Origin of the sequence: Streptomyces jumonjinensis, assembly GCF_009600885.1 — a bacterium.
In the GTDB taxonomy this organism is placed as follows: domain Bacteria; phylum Actinomycetota; class Actinomycetes; order Streptomycetales; family Streptomycetaceae; genus Streptomyces; species Streptomyces jumonjinensis.
The window spans coordinates 238,779-256,680 of record NZ_VCLA01000170.1; the positions used below are offsets into that span (position 1 = coordinate 238,779).

The following is a 17,902-nucleotide window of genomic DNA, read 5'->3' on the forward strand; positions in this document are numbered from 1 at the left end:
GGAGCGATTTGTGGCCGGGGAGCACATGGACTCCCAGCAGCTTCACCTCGCCCGTTGTGGAGATGTGAAGGGAAGCACCCTTGGTCCCGCGTTCCACCGCAAATTCCATCCTGGACAGGTCCTCTACGGGTCCCGGCGGACGTATTTGCGCAAGGTCGCTTACGCGGAGTTCGAGGGGGTCTGTGCGAACACGACGTTCGTGGTGGAAAGCGCTGAGCCGGGCCAGCTCCTCCCGGACTTTCTGCCCTTCCTAATGACAGCCGACGCCTTCCACCGGCATTCGGTGTCCTGGTCGAGGGGGTCAGTCAACCCCTATGTGAACTGGCCGGACATCGCAAAGTACGAGTTCCTCCTCCCGCCCCTCTCCGAACAGCGCCGCATTGCGGATCTTCTATGGTCCTTCGAAGGGGCCGTGCGGGCGAAGGCCACCGCGCTGGAGGCCGCACGGCAGGCGGAGCTGGCGGCGCTGGCAGAGCTCTACGACGAGCCGGCGTGGCCGGTGCGGCGAGTCGACCAGGCAGGCGAGGTGCAGCTGGGCATGAAGCGGGAGCCCAAGGTGCACGAGGGCACGGACCTGCGCCCGTATCTGCGTGTGGCGAACGTTGGAGACGACGAGCTGTTCCTGGACGACGTGTTGGAGATGAACTTCGAGCCTGGCGCCTACGCCAAGTACGCCCTGCGTCCGAAGGACGTGCTCCTCAACGAAGGGCAGAGCCTTGAGTACGTTGGCCGGTCGGCTATGTACCGCGGAGAGATCGACGGCTGCTGTTTCCAGATGACACTGCTGCGCTTCCGCGCGGGCGAGGAGGTGCTGCCGGAGTTTGCCCTCGGCTGGTTCCGCCGATGTCAGCATCTGGGGGCATTCGCACGGGTGGCCAAGCGAACCACCTCGATTGCGCACCTCCCCGCTGGCCTCCTCTCCGCCCAGCCAATCCCCGTCCCTCCTCTCTCTGTTCAGCGACGGGTCGTCGAGCGTCTCGAAGCCGCACGTGAATTGCGTACCACCCTCACCGAGGACCTCACGCAGGCGCGTAACCTGATGCAACGCACCTTGGACATGCTGTTGCAGGGACCGGAACCGTCAGCTGACGTGACGACGCAGGCAGGAGCCGGCAGCGAGGAGTGACGACGAGGGGCGCGAGGCAACCAAGGGTGAGCTAGGGGTGGCGGATGTTCAACGAGCGCGACACGGTCCAGGCTTTCGTGACCGACCAGCTCATCGCCCTGCCGGGCCTTGCGTGGGTTCGGCCCAGCGCTCAACTGGACCGGTCCGAACAGGATGTCATCGTCGAGTCCGAGCTGCGTGATGCACTGGTTCGCCTCAATCCCACCATCGCGTCTGATCCCGACCTTGCCGACGAGGTGCTCTACCGACTCACCGCGCTGATCCGCTCGGCGCGTGGCGAAGGCTTGATCAAGGCGAACGAGGAATTCCGCTCCTGGCTGCTCGGCGAGGATCATTCGATGCCCTTCGGGCCGAACCATGAGCATGTCGCGGTCCGGCTTGTCGACTTCGATGACCCCACCCGCAATCGGTACCACCTCAGCACGGAGGTCACCTTCCGTCGTGGTGAGACCCGGCGCCGCTTCGATCACGTGCTATGGGTAAACGGTATTCCCCTGGTCGTGGGCGAGACGAAGTCCGCTACGCGTGCTGGCATAAGCTGGGCTGACGGGGCGCTCCAGCTGGACGGCTACCAGCAGGACGTGCCGGAGTTCTTCGTCCCCAACGCTCTGTGCTTTGCCACGGATGGACGAGACTTGCGCTACGGCAGTCTCCGACTGCCTCTCCCGCTATGGAGCCCGTGGTGGTCTCCGGGGGGACGGGGGATGCTTCCCGAGTCCGGCCCCGAGTACCTCCGTCAAGCAGTCGATGGTCTGCTGAACCCGCCTACCGTCCTGGACATTGTCCGGAACTTCACGGCGTACAGCACCAATGAACGCCATCGGAAGATCAAGAATGTCTGCCGCTACCAGCAGTACGAGGCGGGCAGACGGATGGCCGACAGGGCAGCCGACGCGGCGCATGACCCGGACGCGCCCAGGCAGGGACTTGTGTGGCACTTCCAAGGCTCCGGCAAGTCCCTGCTGATGGTGTTCACCGCTCAGGCGCTGCGCACTGACCCCCGGACGGGTGCCCCTACGGTGCTGATCGTCGTGGACCGGCTGGACCTCGACACACAGATCACCTCCACCTTCGGGGCCTCGGACATACCGAACGTGGTCACTGCAGACTCCGGTGACGACCTCGGGGAGATGCTCGCGACGGGCCAGCGGAAGATCATCGTCACCACCGTGCACAAGTTCCAGAACCTGGACCGGGTTCTGTCCGCACGCCGCGACATCGTTTGCCTGGTGGACGAGGCGCATCGCACTCAAGACCGAGATCTGGGCCAGCGGATGCGTGAATCCCTGCCTAATGCCGTCTTTTTCGGTCTGACCGGCACTCCCATTAACCGCACCGACGTCAACACCTTCAAGACGTTCGGCTGCGAGGCGGACGAGGGCCGCTACCTTTCCCGCTACACCCAGGCCGACTCCCTGCGCGACGGGACTACGCTACCGCTGCACTTCGAGCCGCGCGACGCGCGCTTCCGGATCGATGGCGAGGTGATCGACGCCGAGTTCGAGAAGCTCGCCGAACGGCTCTCCCCGCGCGAGAAAGCTGCCATGGCCAACCGTGCTGCCCGCATGGGGGCATTGATCAAGGCTCCTGAGCGTATCCGCCTCGTGTGCGAGGACATTGCGCGGCATTTCCGGGAGAAGGTGAATCCTGAGGGGTTCAAGGCGCAGGTCGTCGTCTTCGACCAGGAGGCGTGCATCCTTTACAAGGAGCGCCTGGACGCGCTGCTGGGGCCGCAGACCAGCGAGGTCGTAATGTCCACCCAAGGGCAATCCGAGGAGGTTAAGAAGCGCTTTGGACGAGGCAAGGACGAGGAGGCGGCGCTCTTGGACCGCTTCCGTGACCCGGATGACCCGCTGAAGGTCCTCATCGTGACGGCGAAACTTCTTACCGGCTTCGACGCCCCGATCGCCCAAACCATGTACCTGGATAAGGTCATGCGAGACCACACGCTGCTCCAAGCTGTCTGCCGCGTGAACCGCCCGTACCAGCGTCCCAGCAGCGAACAGGCGAAGTCTCACGGGCTGATCGTTGACTACCTCGGCGTCTTCGCCCGGCTCGGGCAGGCGATGCGCTTCGACGAGCGGGCTGTCGAGCGCGCGGTGACGAGTATCGAGGAGCTGTGGGACCGGTTCCCCGGCGTCCTGCGCTCGTGTCTGGACTTCTTTCCCGGTGTGGACCGTGCCGAGGACGGCTACGAAGCTCTGTTCGCGGCACAGGACAGGCTGCCCGACGATGGGACACGCGAGGCGTTCGCGGAGGAGTTCGCCAAGCTGTCCCGGCTCTGGGAGGCGCTCTCACCCGATCCGCGGCTGAGTGAATACGTTGCTGACTATCGTTGGCTTGTCAAAGTGCACCGCTCCGTGCAGCCCAGCAACGCCACCAGCCCCCTGTTGTGGCGGGTGCTTGGTCCAAAGACCCGTGAGCTGGTCAACGAGCACATCCACGCGGACGTGCCGCCCGAACGGCTCGACACACTCGTCATTGACGCCAAGATGGCTGAGTACCTCCAGCGCGTGCCCGAACACGGTATCCGGCAGCTTCAGCCCCGGCTTGCGGACCGGCTCGGTCGCCGCAGCGGCGAGCCGCGTTTCGACTCGCTGGCGCAGAAGCTGGAGCGGCTGCGCGAGCAGTACGAGGCTGGTCAGATGCTCAGCCGGGAGTATCTCTTCCAGCTGCTAGCCCTCGCGGAGGAGGCCGCGCGGGCAGAGGCCGAGGAGGAGCGGCAGGAACCGGAGGAGCAGGGGAAGTACGCGCTCACGCGGCTCTTCGAGTCGTCCCGATCTGAGGGAACCCCTGTGGCGGTTGCGAAACTGGTCGAGGAAATCGACAGCATCGTCCAGGCGGTGCGGTTTCCGGGCTGGCAGCACACCGCCGGCGGTGAGCGCGAGGTGAAGAAGGCGCTGCGTCGCACGCTGGTGCGCTACCGGCTACAGCGGGACGAAGAGCTGTTCCAGAAGGCGTACGACTACATCCGGCAGTACTACTGAGGCGGCTCTCGAACCATGGTCCACCGGATGTCAGTGTTTGGCCGTACGGTGCTTTCAGGCAGCGGCTTTCGTTGCGCTTCCCAGGCCAGCGGCTACCCCCCACGGGAGAGGAGGCGAGTGTCATGACGCCGTCCCACGACCTGCGCGCGTCGGCGACACGGCCCACCGTCGTGACCGTGAGTGAGGCACTTGCACAGCTTCGCGACGGAAGGCTGCGCCAGGCGTCCGAGCCGTCCGGCGGTGCAGAATGGTCGGACCATCACAAGCACGTGTTGCTCGACTCCGTACTGCGTGGCTGGCCGATCGGCACGTTGCTCGTCGTTCGCGAGGCGGATGGATCAAGAGTGCTGCTTGACGGTCAGCGACGTCTGGCGGCGCTTGGCGAGTTCGTCCGCGGCGACCTGCGGGTCGACGGCAGGCTCACGCCTCCTGCCCGTGAATTGCGTGAATCCGACGAAAGTACATACGCGGACCTCCCGCAGGGGCTGCGAGCCGCAGTCGACGAGTATCCCCTCGTCCTCCTAGAGCTTGACGCGCTACCGCCCGCCGAGTTGCGCACCGCCGTGCTGAGGCTCAATTCCGAAACCGGACTACCCGAGGCGGGCCGCAGACTGGTCGAGTCGGGTTCCTTCGGCGAGCAGGTCCGAGCTCTCGTGGCCACGGCGGTTGACTGGGGCCTAGGGGAGGAGCGATTTGGCTTTGGAAACGTGGGCTTGGCTTACGAGGACGTGATCAGCAGGGTGCTGGTCGCCGTAGAAGCCGGCAGCGTTCGCGCCGCGGCGGTGGGCAGCGAGCAACTGAACGCTCGGCTGCGCTCTGGTGATGCGGTGGCCGAAAAGACACGTGATGAAGTAGCAGAAGCATTCAAGGGGTTGTTGTCGCTACCCGCTCTCGACATGCCTGCTGTCCGGTTCACTAAACCGACGCTGTTGAGCTGGTTGCTAGTGATGGTGCGGGCTCGACGAGCGTTCGGGCCTGGTGCCCAGCACCATTTCGGGTATCTGCTCGACTGGTTGGAACCTGAGCGCCGCAGGCGAGCGGCAAGTCTTGAGCCAGGAACAGCCCCGCCGCTGAGGTCTGCATTCCGTGAACTGCCCCACGCTGCACTGCTGGAGCGGTTTAACGAGGTGGCCGCAGTGGGCGCGCACACACCCGAATCGACGGTGCTACGGGATGCTGTTGGCTGGCTGTTCCTGGTGGCAACGGGCGGTGCTCCGTCACGCCGGATTTCTCCCGTGCCGGACGTGTTGCGCATGTACGCAGCGCTGACCAGAGCCGCCGCTGGGCCGTTCACGGAAGACCGGATTGACCAGGTCCTGTGGGATGACGGGGCGCTGAAGTCCTGGGGGGAGTGGAATTGAGCCGGGACGCGGAGGAGGTGGAGGCCCTCAGCCGGGCCCAGATCGGGAATCACTACCGCAAACTGGCCAGTGGTCGGGTGCGTTCACCGCTGCGCAGGGTGGAGATCGACGGACATGCACACCTCGGCTCACTTGCAGCTGAGATGGCGCCGGGTGTCACGCTCCTGTGTGGGGTGAGCGGCGCGGGCAAGACGCAGTTCCTGCGTACGCTCGCGCGGCACCTGCAACGAGAAGCCCCGCTAGACGGTGCGCCGGGGCCCAGCGCTGTACGGCTGACGGGACAGTCGCGGCACCGGAAGCAGGACCGCGCAGGGGCGTCGACGGGCGAGGTGGACCTTGTTGAGGCCAGAACCCCGTGTGTGTACGTCGACACTGCACGTGAGTGTTGCGACGTGCTGGCCCAGGTGAGCCGGGTGCCGATGCACGAGCTGGAAAGCGAGCGAGCCACGGCTGAGAAGGCTCCCCGCAGTGCGTGGTTTGACAACGCACTTGGCACGATCATGGGGCGTCCGTACGATCTGGCCACACACCAGGAGTTGGACCGCCGCTCTCCGGCCGCTGGCGAGTCTCCCACCTGGTTCTACTACGAACTCAGCTGCCACGGTGACACCTATGGACCGGGGCAGATGAGCTTGGGAGAGCTCGCCGCTTGCGTTATCCTGCGCGCCTTGCGCTCGGCACCGCGCGGCAGCATTGTGCTGCTCGATGAACCCGAGAACTTTCTCTCGCCCCGCGCACGCGGGCGGCTGCTTGACATCATCGTCGCCCGTGCAATCGAGTTGGAGCTATCCGTCGTTCTAGCTTCGCACTCACCGGAGTTCGCCTACCGACTGCCGAGTACTTCCCTGCGCACTCTAGAGCGTGGTGTGGGTGGTGTGGCCCAGGCGAGCATCTTGGCCGGCGCTATTCCGGCTCAAGTTAGCCGGAAGCTGGGTATGGCTCCGCGGACCGAAGCGGTGCTGCTGGTCGAGGACCGCTTCGCCCGACAGATGTTGGAGGAGCTGCTGCGCCACCACCTGTCTGAGCTTGCCCCCGCTCTGCGCGTGCAGGATGTGCGGGGTGCGGACAACGTCGTAGCTGTTGCGCGCGCCTTGGGGCCGACGAGGCCAACAATGGCCTTTCTTGGTGTGCTGGACGGCGATGTGCGCTTCGAAGCAGGGCGCCAAGGAGAGTGGTTGGATTACTTGCCAGGCCACGTTGATCCCGAGGCGGTTGTTACTCAGGTACTTGAGGCGCGCGCCAGCGCGGCAGTGCGAGAGTTTGGGGTTGCAGAGGATGTGCTGAAGCGAGCTCTGGAGGAGGCACGCGTCTGCAACGCTCACGATCAACCTTTCATGGTGAGCGAACACACGGGTGTGGACGAAGCGCGGTTGATCTCCTTTGCGGCGCGCAAGATCCGATCTCTGCCTGGGCTTCGCGGAGAGACTGACCAGCTCATGCAACGCATCCGGGGGCTAGTGGTTCCTTCGCCGTGAGGGATCGGCACGGACTGTAGGAACAAAACCTCCGCCGTCGCGTCCGCCGTGACCATGCCAGCACGTGCGTGAGCGCTGCGTGAGCGGACTGGGTGGCACTAGGGTGGACTCAGCATGATGGTGATCAAGGTTAGACGTCTCTGACCTGGGGAAACGGGATTCTGCGGCATCGTTCGGCACCAGTCAGGATGATCTTGCGGGCCCTCGTAATGCGTAGGTCTCGGGTTCGAATCCCGAAGGCGGCTCTGAAGAACCTCAGGACTCACTCGCCGTGACCTGGGGTTTTTCGCTTTTCCGGGGCCAGGGGGGCGGGGCTGTCGGACCTTCGAACCGGGGCCGCGCGAGCCGGAGCCGGCTCTGGTGATGCTGGGTGCTTCACCCGTTCGGGCAGATTAAATCCAACTGTCCATTACGTAGTTGATATCCCTGATACCGACTGTGGCGTCTTGCCGTTGCACTCCTTGGAGACGCCATGAAGTCCTTCCGCTGGAGGCGCACATGCAGGCACCCGTGCTGTCGCCGGCGTTTGGCGCGGAGGAGGGGGAATGCCGGCTGGAAGAGTTGTTGTGGCGGGTTCGGTGTCCTTCTTACGGGCGGTTTGGGATGCGGATTGTATGAAGATGTCGGAGCCGGGCTCATAGCGTGGGGAGCACTGCTGCCTGTGGATCTTTGGTTCTGCGGGCGGAGCTGTGTGTTCCCTCGTCACAAGGAGCGTTGATGGCGGTCTTCCAGCTCGGCGACGTAACCCGCGGCTTCACGTTCAACGAGAGCGGCGGGCTGATCCACTACCAGGACGCCCTTCTGCTGGCCATTCCCCAGCCCAACCAGACCGGGGTGTGGGGCGACGCCTACATCAGCTTCGGGTCCAGCTGGGCGGATGTGCGTCTGAAGGTGCAGTTCCACAACGGGACGACCTGGCTCCCGGCCAAGGACATCGATGTCAACCAGGGCGCCGGCCGTCTCGCCGAGAAACTCCCGAAGGGGATCCAGAAGATCCACGTCGGACGTGTGAAGAAGAGCGGCGGCGATGTCGTCGACGACAACCCCGTCGGCTGGCTCCTCGAAATCCTCTAGCGGCGGCCCTGACGCGACACCGCGCTGCCCCGAACCCGGGCACCGTGTCGGTGCCCGCCGCGCCGGAGGCCCCGGAAGGCGATCAGCCGCCACCAGGTCCCGTTGAAGATCCTGCCGCCGGTACCTCGGCGGTCGAACCGTCCTCGCCGTCCGCGGCAACAGCGGCTGCAGCAACGCCCATTGCCCGTCCGTCAGACCGCCGCGAGTCATCCCGAGACCGTTCCGCGATTTTGACGACGTCTTCAGCGCGCGGCGGCCCGGGGCCGCCGCGCGCTACCGCTCAGACCTCAGTCCGCTCCACAGGGATCCACAACTCCGCGTCCGCCTGTGCCGCGTCCTGCGACAGCCGGGTCCGCAGGATCTCGGGCCCCGGTCGGCTCCGGTACGGATTGGACGGGAACCACTGCGTGAACACGTCCCGCCACAGGTACTGGAGCGCCTGCGGAAACGGCCCGGAGTTCTCGAAGACGGCCCACGTCCCGGCCGGGACGGTGAGCGCCTCCATATCCTCAGGCACGGCGGCGCGGGTCACCGCGCCGTGGTAGTAATCGAGTTCGGTACCCTCGGCGCGACTGGCGTCCAGATTGTCGCTCACCGAGATGATCCCCTCCGGCTCCTGATCGGACAGGCTCTGGATCCGCTCCAGCGTCTCCTGGCCGAGGCCCCGGATGAAGGCGGCGATGGCCGGGTTCACCCCCTCGTGCACGAGGGGGACGCGCGCCTTCCTGCCCACCACACGGAATTCCTCCTTCTCCACGACCCTGTACCGCATGCTGCTACTCCCTTCGACGATGAGGCGGAAGGACATCCGCGGCTGGGACTGCAGACTCGCACCGACCCGCCTGGCCTCACCGGGACCGACGCCGTGCATCGCGCGGAACGCCCGCGCGAACGCCTCCCCCGAGGTGTAGCCGTAACGCACCGCGACCTCCAGCAGCGTCCGCTCCCCGGCCAGTACCTCGGCGCCCGCGACTGTCAGCCGCCTGCGCCGGATGTACTCCGAGAGCGGAATCCCCGCCAGCGCGGAGAACAGCCGCCGGAAGTGGTACTCCGACGTCACCGCGATCCGCGCCAGGTCGGGCACCTCGATCCGCTGATCAAGGTGGCACTCGATGTGCTCCATGGCCTGGTTCAGCCGCTCCAGCACCCCGGGCCTCCTTCCCTTTCGGTCACCCACGTTAGGAAGGCCCCACCCTGTCGGACCCGACATCCTGTGCCCGGTCCGGTCGGGAAGCCCCCGACGGCCCGCGCACACCACACCGATCAGCCGGTGAACTGAGCCCGGGTGGGAGCGGCGGTGGGCAGCGGGTGGGCGTTCTGGGGGCGCAGGCTGTCGAAGATCAGGGCCAGGTAGCGCTGCCAGAGGCCGGGGGCGTCCTCGCTGATGCTGAGGACGGCCTGGGAGGCGGCGCTGAGCAGGAGCACGATGTCCAGGCCCGTGATGTCGTCGCGGATCGCCCCGGCCCGCTGCGCCTTGGCGACGAGGGTCTCGGCCACGTCCGCGGGGCGTTCGCGGGAGGCGTGGACGGCGGACTCGCTGCGGGAGAGCGCGGCGGCGGCCTGGCAGAAGGAGCGGTCGCGGGCCTGGATCTCCGTGCCGATGGTCATGAACTCGAAGAGCGCGGCACCCGGGTCGTCGGACTCGGCGAGCCGGAGCCCGGCCGTGACCAGTTCTTCCAGGCGGTCGCTGAAGATCTCGGCGAGCAGTTGCTCCTTGGTGTCGAAGTGCCGGAAGACCGTTCCCTTGCCGATCCCGGCCCGGGTGGCGATGCGGGTGATCGACACGTCCATGCCGTTCTCGGCGAACTCCGCCGCGGCGGCGTCCATCAGCAGGCGTCGGTTGCGCACGGCGTCAGCTCTCATCATGGTCCCCATCCTACCTAATCGGACCACGCGGTCATGTTGTGCTACGGTTCAAACATGACCGAGCGGTCCGGTTGATGGAATCGGGGCGTACGGGGTCACCTGGGCCACCCATGGGCCCGGCACATCGGATGTGCCGGGGCGAGGGGAATCCCGGTGGGCCCGCGCCCCGCGGACCGGTCGCGCGGCACGAGGCGCCTCAGAGAGCCGAGTGCCACAGGTCTCGGCGCGGCCCCAGGACGGGGCCGCGCCCGGAACAGATCTCCCCGCCCTGCCGGTGTCACGGCAGGGCCCGCCGTGAGCGGGATCGCCCGATCCGGGGAGCGGCAGCACACAGTGAGAGAGGAAACAGTCATGGACGTCCGCGGTTACAAGACCGGTCCGATCGAGGCGGAGGCCGCCTTCACCTCCGACTTCCCCCTGGACGACCGCTACTCCACCCAGGACCTCGTCGACATGCTGGAGCGCGAGCGCCCCAACATGGACATCCGTCCCGGCATGCGGCACAAGTACACCCCGCTCCGCTTCGACCCGGCCACCGGCGTCAAGTACATCGGCGGGCGCTACCTCTTCGACACCTGGGAGAACGTCCTCGACTACAACCACTTCACCAACGAGGAGCTCTTCCCGGAGCCCGGCGTGAAGTTCTGGTCGCGCTTCCCGGGTGTGGACAGGCACTACTGGAAGGTCACCGGCGCGCACGACTTCAAGCCGATGGCCACCTCGCACCACATCAACCGGTTCGAGCGCTACTCCTACACTGACGACAGCGTCGAGCAGCTGCTGAAGCAGGTGTGGCCGGCCATCCGTGACGAGGCCGAGAAGCAGGGCCTGTCGAGCGTCTGGCTGATGTTCCAGCCGGAGGAGAAGCAGATCGGCATCATCACCGTCGCCGAGAAGGCCGGCGACGCCGACCAGTCCGTCGCCATCTCCAAGGGTCTGGAGTACCTGGAGCGTCTGGACGCCTTCGGCCGCTTCCTGCCCGCGCAGCTCGGCGCCGAGCAGCTGATGGACCGGACCAGCCTGATCATCTCGTCCTGGCTGCCGGAGTCCCGGGCGCTGGGCGGGGCGCCCGTTCGACGTGTCCCCGCCGCACCCGAAGCCGCAGATCTGATCGTTGCCCCGGATTCGACCGGGGCAACGGCAGGGCGGGCACCCGGCCGGAACACCCTCACGGTTCCGGCCGGGCGCCCGCGTCCATCACTGACCGGACTGATCCGGACTGATCCGGATCAGTCCGGTCAGTCGTTCGCGGCGGGCCGGGCCATGAGGTCCAGACTGCCGGGTACGGCGGCGAACGCGCGGTCGGTCAGGGCGATCAGCTCCGGCCGGCCCGCGTCCGCCGGCCCGGTGGACCAGGCGTGCAGCGCGCACCGGAAGGCGGCCACGGTGATCTCCAGCGCGATCCGCAGCCGCAGTTCGTCCGCCCCCGGCCCGGCCGGGCCGCCGTCGTCCGCGATCAGCGGTCCCAGCGGTCCCAGGCGTACGGAGAGCAGCGCCAGGACGGCGTCGGAGGTCTCGGCGCAGTGCTGGAGGCTGTGCGCCGAGAGCGCCGGGGTCCGTTCCACGAGCCGCCGGCTCTCCGCGAACCGGCGTTCCCATTCCTCGCCCATCCGTTCCAGGGAGGTGATCAGCGCCCGGTGGAGTACCCCGAGGACCGGACCGGTCAGCTCGGCCTCCCGGAGTACGTCGAGGAAGGCCGCCCAGAACTCCTTCTCCGGTGCGAGCGCCACATCCTCCTTGGAGGCGAAGTAGCGGAAGAAGGTCCGTTTCGAGATCTCGACGTCGTCGGTGATGTCGTCGAGCGTCGTCCGCTCGAAGCCGTCCCTGGCGTACCGGGCGAGCGCGGTCTCGACCAGGGCCCGCCGGGTGCGCAGCCGCTTGCGCTCGCGCAGCGGCAGCTCCTTCCCCTCCGGTCCCGGTGTCGTCGCCGCTGTCGTCATACCGGCGAGTCTAGGCGGAACCGCCTCTGGAATACCCGGACCACCGAGCAGCGTTTGCCCGTCATAGACATATGCCACTGAGTGACATTTTCTCTTCGTGGCCCGGCCCGTCCCCAGAGATCAACCGGAGCAATCCCATGCGTGCCCTGATCGTCGACCGCTCCGTCCCGGGGCAGCTGAGGCTCGCCGAAGCGCCCGACCCGGTCCCCGCGCCCCACCAGGCGCTCGTCCGGGTCACGGCGATCTCGCCCAACCCGGCCGAGTTCCGTTACGTCCTTCCCGGGGCGCCCGACGGCGCGGTGATCGGCTGGGACGCCGCCGGTGTGGTCGAGCGGGCCGCCGCCGACGGCTCCGGCCCGGCGGTCGGCACCCCCGTGACCACGCTCGGCCTCAGCGAGGGCTGGGCGGAGCTGCGGGCCGTCGACACAGCGCTGATCGGTACGGTCCCGGAGGGCGCCGACCTCGGCGAGATGAGCACCCTGCCCGTCTCCGGCGGAACCGCGCTGCGCGCCCTGCGCAGGCTGGGCCCGATCCTGGGCCGCCGGGTGCTGATCAACGGGGCCTCGGGCGCGGTCGGCCGGTTCGCCGTCCAGCTCGCCGCCCGGGGCGGCGCGCGCGTGATCGCCGTCGCCCGGAGGCCCGAGTCGGCCGATGAGCTGCGCGCCCTGGGCGCCCACGAGGTCGTCACCGGACCCGACGGGATCACCGCGCCCGTCGACGGCGTACTCGACCAGGTCGGCGGCCCCGACCTCGCCGCGTACTTCGACGCGCTCGGCGAGGGCGGCACCCTCGTACTGACCGGCGCGGCCTCCGGCGGCGCCACGGTCTTCGCGCCGGGCGCCCTGCTCGCCGACCCGATGCGGCAGAACCGCTCGATCGTCACCTTCTTCGAGACGGCCGGCGACGGCATCGGCACGGACCTGACCTGGCTCGCCGCCGAGGTGGCCGCCGGGAGGCTGCGTACGCACACCGTGTGGCGCGGCGACTGGACCGGCGCCGGCGACACGCTCGACGCCGTACGCGAGAGCCGGCTCGCCGGAAAGGCCGTCCTGGACCTGTCCTGACGGCCCCGCCGTCGAGCCGTCGACCCCGCCGCCGTGACGGCGACGGTCCGGTTCCCGTACCGGAAGTACCGGAAGTACCGGAAGTACCGGAAGTACCGGAAGTACCGGAAGTGCCGAAAGTACCGGAAGTGCCGAAAGTGCCAGGCGTACCGAATGTATCGGGCGTACCGGACGTACCGGAACCGGGCCCCCGACCACCCCCTTCACCCGGGGCCGCCTCCGGCGCCCCGCCCCACCGAAAGAACGGACATGAACAACTCCACCGACTACTCAGGCATCCCGCTCTCCGTCCTCGACCTCTCCCCGATCCGCACGGGCCGGCCCGCCGCCGAGGCGCTGGGGAACACCGTCGCGCTGGCCCGCGCCGCCGAGGCGTACGGCTACCGCCGCTTCTGGATCTCCGAGCACCACAACACCCCCGCGATGGCCAGCTCCGCGACCTCGATCATCATCGGCCAGGTGGCCGCCGCCACCGAGCGGATCAGGGTCGGCGCGGGCGGCGTCATGCTCCCCAACCACGCCCCGTACGTGGTCGCCGAGCAGTACGGCACCCTCGCCACCTACCACCCCGGCCGGATCGACCTCGGCCTCGGCCGCGCGCCCGGCACCGACCCCTGGACCACCCGCGCCCTGCGGCGCGAGCACCAGAGCGGCGCCGACTTCCCCGAGCAGGCCGCCGAACTGCGCGGCTACCTCGCCCCCGGCAGCGCCGAGCGCAAGGTCCGCGCGATCCCCGGCGAGGGCGTCGACCTGCCCGTCTACATCCTGGGCTCCAGCACCTTCGGCGCGGCCCTCGCCGCCCGCGAGGGACTGCCGTTCGTCTTCGCCTCCCACTTCTCGCCCGACCAGCTCCGTACCGCGCTGACGCTGTACCGGACCGCCTTCCGCCCCTCGGCGACCCTGGCGAAGCCGTACGCGATCGTCGCGGCCAACGCGGTCGTCGCCGACACCGACGCCGAAGCCGTACGGATCTTCAGCTCGATGCAGCAGAAGTTCCTCACCCACTTCCGGGGCGGCATGGAGTTCCTGCCGCCGGTCGACGACATCGACGCCGTCTGGGCCCCGCAGGAGGCACAGATGGTGAACGCGATGCTCGCCGAGTCCTTCACCGGCACACCGGACACCGTCCGCCGCGGTCTGGAGGATCTCGTCGACCGCACGGACGCCGACGAGCTGATGATCGTCAGCGAGGCGTGGGACTTCGACGCCCGGCTGCGCTCCTACGAACTGCTCGCCAAGACCTGGAACCTCTGAACCCCGGCACCACGGCACTCCGGCACCCCGGCACCCCGGCACACCCGCGAAAGGATTCCGCATGCGCGCGCCCGCCGCCCTCTTCGAGCCCACCCGGCTCGGTGATCTCACCCTGCCCAACCGCATGGTCATGGCGCCGATGAGCCGCGCCCGCGCGGACGCCGACGGCACCCCCGGCACGCTGATGGCCGACTACTACGCCCAGCGCGCCTCGGCGGGGCTGATCGTGGCCGAGGGCACCCACCCGGTCGCCGTCGGAGCCATCGGCCCCGACGCGCCGGGCCTGTTCACCGACGCGCACCAGGACGGCTGGGCGCGGGTCGCGGACGGGGTGCACGCGGCGGGCGGGCGCGTCTTCCTCCAGCTCATGCACGCGGGCCGGCTGGCCCACCCGGACTTCCTGCCCGAGGGGTCGCTTCCGGTGGCCCCCTCGGCGATGGCCGCCGACGCCCCCGTCTACACCCCGGGCGGCCGGGTGCCCGCGGTCACTCCGAGGGCACTCACCGACGCTGGGATACGGGAGCTGATCGACGACTTCGTACGCTCCGCGTGCCGGGCGGTGGCCGCCGGGCTCGACGGGGTGGAGATCCACGCCGCCAACGGCTATCTGCTCCACCAGTTCCTCGCGGAGAACGCCAACCTCCGCACCGACCGCTGGGGCGGGGACACCGAGGGCCGGATCCGGCTCCCCGTCGCGATCGCGCGGGCCGTCGCCGACACCGTCGGCCCGCACCGGGTCGGCGTGCGGATCTCGCCGTCGAACCCGTTCGGCGATCTGACGGAGGCCGACCCGTACGGTACGTACACGGCGCTCGTCCGCGCCCTCGCGCCGCTGGAGATCGCCTATCTGCACCACGGCGAGACGGGCACGGAACTGGACCCAGCGGTACGGGAGCTGTGGCCCACGGCGCTGATGGTCACCCCGCTCCCGGCCGACCGGGACAAGCCGGAGGCCGCCGCGCACTCCCTCGCCCGGGGCGCGGATCTGGTCTCCTTCGGCCGTGACTTCCTCGCCAACCCCGACCTGGTCACCCGCTGCCGCATCGGCACGCCCCTCAACGAGGCGCGGCGGACGGGCTTCTACGGCGGGGGAGCGCAGGGCTACACCGACTACCCCGCGCTGTAGCCGAAGGGACGGCCGGACGCTTCCAACGGCCGGGCCCGGAGGGCGAACCCGCAGCCGCCGCGGGCTCGCCCGCGGCGTCTCTCGGCGCTTCGCCCGCGGAGAGCCGCCTGTCGGTTCCGGCGGTCAGACGCGGGGCGCCGCCCTGACGAGTTGTCCGAGGTGGACGGCCGCGTCCCGGAGGGGGGTGTCGTCCGCGGTCACACGGCTCAGCAGTTCGGCGCCCTCCAGCATGCTGATGACCGTTCCGGCGAGGGAGCGGGCCGCGGCCGGGGCGATGCCGCTCTCCGTCAGCTTGGCCGTGACGAGGCTCTGCCACTGGGTGAGGGCCTGGGTCGCGGCCTCCTGGAGGCCGGGGACGCGGCCGATGGTCTCCAGGGCGGTGACCGCGACCGGGCAGCCGTCGCTCCACTCCGACTGTTTCAGGTCGTCGGCCAGCAGCAGGGCGCAGGCGGCCGTCGCCTCGGCCGGGTCGGCGGCGGAGGCGAGTCCTTCCGCGAGCATCTCGCCGAACTCCCGCGCGCCGTGGTGCATCGCCTCGATGGCGAGCTCCTGCTTCCCCCCGGGGAAGAAGTGGTAGACGGAGCTGGGTGACGCCTGCGCGGCGCCGGCGATGCGCTTGACCGAGGTGCTCTCGTACCCCTGCTGCTGAAGCAGGGCGGCCGTGGCCCGGATGATCCGGCGGCGGGTGTCGGCGTCGGACGAGCGGTGGAGCGGTGGGGTGGCTGCCATGACCGCGAGTCTACTGGTCCACTGGTTGGAACGTTCGATCCAGAGTGTCGTATGGTTTGGATCGAACGTTCCAACCAGAGTTCCAACCAGAATTCCGACCTGGATTCCAGCCAGAGTGATGGACGGGTATCGATGAGCAGCACAGCAGCACCGGCGTCTTCGTGGGCGGGCCACCCCGGGTACGAGCGCATGTTCGCGCCGGGGGAACTGACCGTGGGACTGTTTCTGCCTCTGTGGCCGTACGCGGGGGACATGGCCGGAATGCGCGGTCAGACGGAGGTCGTTCAGCAGGCCGAACGCGGGGGTTTCGCCGCTGTCTGGGTCCGGGACGTACCGTTGGCCGACCCCGCTTTCGGCGATGTGGGGCAGGTGTACGACCCGTGGACCGCGCTGACCTGGCTCGCGGCGCACACCTCCCGTATCGCCCTCGCGACCGGCAGCGTGATCTTCCCGCTGCGGCACCCGATCGACCTGGCCAAGCAGGCGGCCTCGGTGGACCATCTCGCCGGGGGACGGCTGGTGCTGGGGGCGGCTTCCGGCGACCGACCGGTCGAGTTCCCCGCGTACGGTCTGGACCACGGGACGCGCGGCGCCCGGTACCGGGAGGCGGTCGACGCCTTCCGCGGGCTGCTGGAGGCGGAGCGGCCCGGCGGGCCCGGCGGCGCCCGCCTGCTGCCGAAGCCGGTGCACGGCCGGATCCCCCTCCTGGTCACCGGCTCCTCCCAGCAGTCCCAGGACTGGATCGCCGAGCACGCCGACGGCTGGCTGGTCTATCCGATGGCCACCGCCACCCCCGACGGCCCCCGGGCCCTCGGACGCAAGATCGAGGCTTGGCGGAGCCTGGTCCCCGGAGGGGATTTCCGTCCGGTCGCCACCAATGAATGGATAGACCTGGACGAGGATCCCGGGTACCCGCCGACCCCGTTGCGCGGCGGTTTCGTCCTGCGTACGGGCACGGAGGGGCTGCTCGAACTGCTCGGCCGCTGGAAGGACGCCGGGGTCAACCACGGCGCTCTCGGCGTCCAGCACGGCAGACGGCCTGCGGCGGAGGTGGTGGCGCAGCTCGCCGAAGAGGTCGTACCGCACTTCCCCGCCCTGGCGGCCACCGCACCGTCGGCTCCCGCGTGGTGACCCGGCCCCGTACCGCGGACCGCGGTGCTCCTGGGGACGGGGCGGACTCCGGTGCGCTCGGCGACCTCGTCGGTCAGCGGCGCGGGCCTGATCCTGGACGCGACGGGACCGACCCCGGTGCGTTCCGCGACGCGATGCGCCACTGGGCGACGGGCGTCGCGGTCATCACCACCGAGAGCCCGCAGGGGCCGCACGGCATGACCGTCAACTCCCTGCTGTCGGTCTCGCTCGACCCGCCCACCCTGCTGATCTCCCTGAAGAGGGGCAGCCGTACCGGGGGCGTCATCGAACGGACCGGCCGCTTCACCGTCAATGTCCTCACCGCCGGGCAACGCGCTCTCGCCGACCGCTTCACCCGGCGCCGTGTGCCCGGGGAAGGGGAGTTCGAGGGGGTGCGCCACCGGCCGTCCCCCGATGGCGGAGGGCCGGAGCTGGACGGGAGCGCCGTCGTTCTGACGTGCCGTATGACGCAGCGGATGGAGGTCGCCGACCACACCCTGATCGTCGCCCGGGCGACCGGTGTCCGCGTGCCGCCCGCCGACGGTCCCCGTGGACCGCTCCTCTACGCGGGCCGGCGCTACCGGAGTCTCGCCGAGCCGGGAGCGGGTCCGGGGCCTGGAGCGGGTCTGGGGCCGGGTCTGGGTCCGGGGTCGGGTCTGGGTCTGGGGCCGGGTCTGGGTCCGGGGTCGGGTCCCGGGGAGACTCCTGAGCCCTCCGGTCCGCCGCCGCGCGAGGGCTGACCGACCCTGGCGCCGCACGCCCACCCCGA

General features: G+C 68.9%; 14 protein-coding genes and 1 pseudogene. 11 read left to right on the forward strand and 4 right to left on the reverse strand.

Going from position 1 to position 17,902, the window contains the following annotated elements:
• Positions 1-25: 25 nt before the first annotated feature.
• The 5 genes from FF041_RS25885 (at position 26) to FF041_RS25905 (ending at position 8,023) form a co-directional block, all read left to right on the forward strand.
• Positions 26-1,126 (forward strand): restriction endonuclease subunit S, encoded by a 1,101-nt coding sequence (locus FF041_RS25885; RefSeq protein WP_228388623.1) that lies wholly within the window; start codon positions 26-28, stop codon positions 1,124-1,126.
• Between the two features lie 44 nt (positions 1,127-1,170).
• Entirely contained in the window at positions 1,171-4,113 is a 2,943-nt protein-coding gene (locus FF041_RS25890; protein WP_153525012.1) for a type I restriction endonuclease subunit R, read from the forward strand.
• Between the two features lie 122 nt (positions 4,114-4,235).
• On the forward strand, positions 4,236-5,474 hold the full coding sequence (locus FF041_RS25895) for a DUF262 domain-containing protein (RefSeq protein WP_153525013.1): 1,239 nt from the start codon (positions 4,236-4,238) through the stop codon (positions 5,472-5,474).
• Positions 5,471-6,949, forward strand: coding sequence for an AAA family ATPase (locus FF041_RS25900; RefSeq protein ID WP_153525014.1), 1,479 nt, complete (start codon positions 5,471-5,473; stop codon positions 6,947-6,949). Before FF041_RS25895 ends, FF041_RS25900 begins: the two co-directional genes overlap by 4 nt.
• A gap of 717 nt (positions 6,950-7,666) precedes the next feature.
• Positions 7,667-8,023: a hypothetical protein gene (locus FF041_RS25905; RefSeq protein ID WP_153525015.1), complete on the forward strand. Its 357-nt coding sequence runs from the start codon at positions 7,667-7,669 to the stop codon at positions 8,021-8,023.
• Positions 8,024-8,303: 280 nt separating this feature from the next.
• Here FF041_RS25905 and FF041_RS25910 read toward each other — a convergent pair whose 3' ends face one another.
• Both FF041_RS25910 and FF041_RS25915 read right to left on the reverse strand, forming a co-directional pair.
• Positions 8,304-9,170 (reverse strand): AraC family transcriptional regulator, encoded by an 867-nt coding sequence (locus FF041_RS25910; protein ID WP_323392720.1) that lies wholly within the window; start codon positions 9,168-9,170, stop codon positions 8,304-8,306.
• A 116-nt stretch (positions 9,171-9,286) separates the two neighbouring features.
• Positions 9,287-9,889, reverse strand: coding sequence for a TetR/AcrR family transcriptional regulator (locus FF041_RS25915; RefSeq protein ID WP_153525017.1), 603 nt, complete (start codon positions 9,887-9,889; stop codon positions 9,287-9,289).
• Between the two features lie 351 nt (positions 9,890-10,240).
• Here FF041_RS25915 and FF041_RS39380 point away from each other — a divergent pair, with 351 nt between their 5' ends.
• Positions 10,241-11,641 carry a hypothetical protein gene (locus FF041_RS39380; RefSeq protein ID WP_228388635.1) on the forward strand — a complete coding sequence of 467 codons (1,401 nt, stop codon included), beginning with the start codon at positions 10,241-10,243 and terminating at the stop codon, positions 11,639-11,641.
• A 26-nt stretch (positions 11,642-11,667) separates the two neighbouring features.
• On the opposite strand, the pseudogene FF041_RS39385 reads toward FF041_RS39380, so the two are convergent.
• A pseudogene (locus tag FF041_RS39385) lies at positions 11,668-11,829 on the reverse strand (TetR family transcriptional regulator); the annotation flags it as partial.
• A gap of 137 nt (positions 11,830-11,966) precedes the next feature.
• On the opposite strand from FF041_RS39385, the gene FF041_RS25930 reads away from it, so the two are divergent.
• The 3 genes from FF041_RS25930 to FF041_RS25940 all read left to right on the forward strand — a co-directional run bounded on the left by FF041_RS25930 (position 11,967) and on the right by FF041_RS25940 (position 15,273).
• Positions 11,967-12,893, forward strand: a complete 927-nt coding sequence (locus tag FF041_RS25930; protein WP_153525018.1) for a zinc-binding dehydrogenase — start codon at positions 11,967-11,969, stop codon at positions 12,891-12,893.
• A gap of 249 nt (positions 12,894-13,142) precedes the next feature.
• Positions 13,143-14,147, forward strand: coding sequence for an LLM class flavin-dependent oxidoreductase (locus FF041_RS25935; RefSeq protein WP_153525019.1), 1,005 nt, complete (start codon positions 13,143-13,145; stop codon positions 14,145-14,147).
• A 61-nt stretch (positions 14,148-14,208) separates the two neighbouring features.
• Positions 14,209-15,273, forward strand: a complete 1,065-nt coding sequence (locus FF041_RS25940) for an alkene reductase (protein ID WP_153525020.1) — start codon at positions 14,209-14,211, stop codon at positions 15,271-15,273.
• Positions 15,274-15,396: 123 nt separating this feature from the next.
• Here FF041_RS25940 and FF041_RS25945 read toward each other — a convergent pair whose 3' ends face one another.
• Positions 15,397-16,002, reverse strand: a complete 606-nt coding sequence (locus FF041_RS25945) for a TetR/AcrR family transcriptional regulator (protein ID WP_153525021.1) — start codon at positions 16,000-16,002, stop codon at positions 15,397-15,399.
• 132 nt (positions 16,003-16,134) lie between these two features.
• Here FF041_RS25945 and FF041_RS25950 point away from each other — a divergent pair, with 132 nt between their 5' ends.
• Positions 16,135-17,133 carry an LLM class oxidoreductase gene (locus FF041_RS25950; RefSeq protein WP_153525022.1) on the forward strand — a complete coding sequence of 333 codons (999 nt, stop codon included), beginning with the start codon at positions 16,135-16,137 and terminating at the stop codon, positions 17,131-17,133.
• A complete protein-coding gene (locus tag FF041_RS25955; RefSeq protein WP_323392722.1) occupies positions 17,127-17,873 on the forward strand; it encodes a flavin reductase family protein in 747 nt (248 codons plus the stop codon). The genes FF041_RS25950 and FF041_RS25955 overlap by 7 nt, the downstream gene beginning before the upstream one ends.
• Positions 17,874-17,902: the final 29 nt, after the last annotated feature.